The organism is Arcobacter sp. CECT 8989 (assembly GCF_004116715.1).
Taxonomy (GTDB): domain Bacteria; phylum Campylobacterota; class Campylobacteria; order Campylobacterales; family Arcobacteraceae; genus Halarcobacter.
In genome coordinates, this window is the sequence record NZ_PDKE01000024.1 from 1 (window position 1) to 3,640 (window position 3,640).

The following is a 3,640-nucleotide window of genomic DNA, read 5'->3' on the forward strand; positions in this document are numbered from 1 at the left end:
TGTTTGGTATCATAGGTATGACTATTGGTGTTATACTAGCGTTTCAACTTGCATTCCCAGGTTTAAATAACCTAGCAGGTGAATATGGTACTTTCAGTAGATTAAGACCTTTACACACAAATGGTGTTGCGTTTGGTTTTACTCTTAGTGGTATCTTTGCGTGTTGGTATTATATCGGGCAAAGAGTATTAAAAGTATCTTTAAAAGAATCACCATTCTTAATGGGTGTAGCTAAATTACACTTTGTACTTTACTTCATTACTATTCTTTTAGCTGTAGTAACTCTGTTTATGGGTATTACAACATCAAAAGAGTATGCTGAATTAGAATGGCCTTTAGATATTTTAGTTGTTGCATGGTGGGTACTTTGGGGAGTATCAATTTTTGGTTTAATTGGAGTTAGAAGAGAAAGAACTTTATATATCTCGGTTTGGTACTTTGTAGCCACTTTCCTTGGAATAGCTATGTTATACCTATTTAATAATATGGAAGTTCCAACTTATTTTGTATCTGGATATGGTTCATGGATTCACTCAGTATCAATGTATGCTGGTACAAATGATGCTATTGTTCAGTGGTGGTATGGACACAATGCAGTTGCATTTGTATTTACAGTTCCAATTATTGCTATGATTTATTATTTCTTACCAAAAGAGTCAGGACAAAATGTTTACTCTTATAAATTATCAATTTTAGCATTCTGGGGTCTATTATTTGTATATTTATGGGCAGGTGGACACCACTTAATTTACTCAACAGTTCCAGATTGGATGCAAACAATGGGATCTGTAATGTCAGTAGTATTAATTTTACCATCATGGGGATCAGCAATTAATATGCTTTTAACAATGAAGGGTGAATGGCAACAATTACAATCAAATACTCTGATTAAGTTCATGGTTTTAGCATCAACATTCTATATGTTATCTACAATCGAAGGACCAATTCAGTCTATTAAATCTGTAAATGCAATTGCACACTTTACTGATTGGATTCCAGGTCACGTACACGATGGTGTTCTAGGATGGGTTGTATTTATGATTATGGCAGCACTATACCACATGGCACCAAGAATGTATGGAAGAGAGATTTACTCTAAGTCGTTAATGGATACACAATTCTGGTTACAAACAACTGGTATTGTATTATACTTTACTTCAATGTGGATTGCAGGTATTACACAAGGTATGATGTGGAGAGCATATGATGAATATGGTTCATTAGTATACTCATTCATTGATACTGTAACTGTATTACAACCATACTACACAATTAGAGCAGTTGGTGGATTAATGTATCTAATCGGATTCTTTATGTTTGCATATAACATGTACAAAACTGCAACAGCAGGAAGAGTACTTGATAAAGAACCAGTAAATGCTACACCAGTAGCAGCTTAAGAAGGAGGGTGTAATAATGTTTCATTGGTTTGAACAAAGACCGTTTTTCTTTGCGGTACTAGTATTCGTATTTATTGCGTTTGCAGGGATTATTGAAGTTATTCCTGATTTCGCAAAACAAAGTAGACCAACTGTAGGTACAAAACCATACAGTGTGTTAGAGTTAGCAGGTAGACAAGTATATATAAAAGATTCATGTAACGCTTGTCACTCACAATTAATTAGACCATTTAAATCAGAGACTGATAGATATGGTATGTACTCTTTATCAGGAGAGTATGCATATGATAGACCATTCTTATGGGGATCAAAAAGAACAGGTCCAGACTTAATGAGAGTAGGAAATTATAGAACTACTGATTGGCATGAGACACATATGATGGATCCTGCATCAGTTGTACCTGGAACAGTTATGCCAGCATATCCACATCAGTTTACAAATATAGCTGATTTAGATACTGCATACGCAGAAGCATATACAGTAAAAACTGTATTCAAAACACCATATGATGTAGATTTAGATGGTGATGGAAAAATTGATGTAGAGTTAGGTAATTATGAAAGCGCAATTGCAAAAGCAAAAGAAGATGCAAAAGCAATCGCTGCAGATATGAAAAACCAAGCTGTAAAAGATGCCGTTGCAAACGGTCAAGTTCCTGAAATTGTTGCATTAATTGCATATTTAAATTCTTTAAAATAAGAGGTTAAAATGGATCAAGAGACTCTTCTAACTATTCAAGGTTACGCGAAATTTTTCCTAATCTTAGTGGTGTTTATTGTGTTTTATTCGTATGCTTTTTCTATTTATAGAAGACAAAAGAAAGGTGAAAGAGACTTTGAAAAATATTCAAATCTAGTTCATGATGACACAATAGAGTCAGATCCTCTCGAAAATAGAAATAAAGAAGAAAAGAATAAAGAGAAGGAGAAATAATATGAAATCTATGGTAATAGGTGGTATTATTCTTATCATTGCTCTAATCTCAGGAACATATTTTGTTGCTGGTGATGCTTTTAGCTTTGGTGAGGATTATATTAATGACCTTACGATGTTAGCTGCTGTTGCAATTATCACTATTAGTGTATTTGTTGTATTAAAGTATGTTAACCAAATGAAAAATGATACTGCTAGTGGTGAACTAGCAGAAGATAACTGGGATGGAATTGGTGAATATAAAAACCCTATCCCAACAGGTTGGGGATTAGCATTTATTGGTACTTTAGTTTGGTTGTTTTGGTACTGGACAATTGGTTACCCAACTAACGGATTCTCACAAATTGGTCAATGGAACCAAGAAGTGAATGAATATAACGCAAGATTCTCTTCTAAATGGGAAAACCCATCAGAAGAAACTTTAGTTGCAATGGGTGAATCTACATACCTAGTTCAATGTGCACCTTGTCATGGTGTAGATGCAGAAGGTATTAATGGAAAAGCTCATGATTTAACAAATAGAATTGCAAAAGATCAAGTAGAGTATGTAATTAAAAATGGTGCAAATAACTTCACTGATGCATATCCAGCAGGAATGCCTCCAATGATGTTAACAGACCAAGCTGATATTGATGCAGTATCTTCTTATGTTGCAGGTGGATTCAAAGGTGAACAACCAGCAGCTTATGCAGTGTGTGCTTCTTGCCACGGTATAGATGGAAAAGGTATGGCTTATGTTGGTCCAAACATTCTTGAGTATGATAATGCAATCGTAGCTACTGTTCTAGAAAATGGTAAAAAAGGTAACATTGGTATGATGCCTTCATTTAAAGGTAGATTAAATCCTACTCAAGAAAAAGCAGTTGCAGCTTATATTAGAAGTTTAGGAGAGTAAGATGGCAGGAAATACACAAATGAATGATAATGAAAGAGGGATATTTTCTCTACTTCATGGAATTACAGGAATGTTAATTGCTACAGTATTACTACTAACAATCTTAGGAGTATTAACATACAACGCAATCGTAGTTCAACAAAATGAATCTACAAACTTTTATAAAATCAATCAAGATTTAGATGCTTTAAAATTCAATAGTACTGAAAACCTAAAGCATTATGAACTTGTTGGTAAACCTCAGTAAGGAGAGATAAAATGGATAAAATTATAGGAATATTACTATTAGCTTCGGCTGCATTATCTGCATACTTATCTTTCTTTGACTCTGCAAGAGTTTATGTAGGTTAATGAAAAAGTTTAACTTTATTAAAGTAGCAGTACTCTCACTGCTACTTTTCTTATCTTCAA

The 3,640-nt window shown here is 33.9% G+C and carries 5 protein-coding genes; all 5 read left to right on the top strand.

All coding sequences use genetic code 11. From position 1 onward, the window contains the following. Positions 1-1,400 (top strand): cytochrome-c oxidase, cbb3-type subunit I (gene ccoN / locus CRV02_RS14155; RefSeq protein WP_258239319.1); only part of this gene is annotated, 1,400 nt, incomplete at its 5' end. 16 nt (positions 1,401-1,416) lie between these two features. After that, the gene (ccoO, locus tag CRV02_RS14160) at positions 1,417-2,100 is read left to right on the top strand and encodes a cytochrome-c oxidase, cbb3-type subunit II (protein ID WP_129085737.1); all 684 of its coding nucleotides are present in this window, start codon (positions 1,417-1,419) and stop codon (positions 2,098-2,100) included. A 9-nt stretch (positions 2,101-2,109) separates the two neighbouring features. Beyond that, positions 2,110-2,334, top strand: a complete 225-nt coding sequence (locus tag CRV02_RS14165) for a cytochrome c oxidase, cbb3-type, CcoQ subunit (protein ID WP_129085738.1) — start codon at positions 2,110-2,112, stop codon at positions 2,332-2,334. A gap of 1 nt (position 2,335) precedes the next feature. Further along, positions 2,336-3,229, top strand: coding sequence for a c-type cytochrome (locus CRV02_RS14170; protein WP_129085739.1), 894 nt, complete (start codon positions 2,336-2,338; stop codon positions 3,227-3,229). A 1-nt stretch (position 3,230) separates the two neighbouring features. Continuing rightward, positions 3,231-3,476 carry a DUF4006 family protein gene (locus tag CRV02_RS14175; protein ID WP_129085740.1) on the top strand — a complete coding sequence of 82 codons (246 nt, stop codon included), beginning with the start codon at positions 3,231-3,233 and terminating at the stop codon, positions 3,474-3,476. Positions 3,477-3,640 lie beyond the last annotated feature (164 nt).

Excerpts from the sequence above, each read along its gene's own strand:
- ccoO (WP_129085737.1), top strand. The coding sequence starts at position 1,417 with ATGTTTCATTGGTTTGAACAAAGACCGTTTTTCTTTGCGGTACTAGTA.
- CRV02_RS14165 (WP_129085738.1), top strand. The coding sequence starts at position 2,110 with ATGGATCAAGAGACTCTTCTAACTATTCAAGGTTACGCGAAATTTTTC.
- CRV02_RS14170 (WP_129085739.1), top strand. The coding sequence starts at position 2,336 with ATGAAATCTATGGTAATAGGTGGTATTATTCTTATCATTGCTCTAATC.
- CRV02_RS14175 (WP_129085740.1), top strand. The coding sequence starts at position 3,231 with ATGGCAGGAAATACACAAATGAATGATAATGAAAGAGGGATATTTTCT.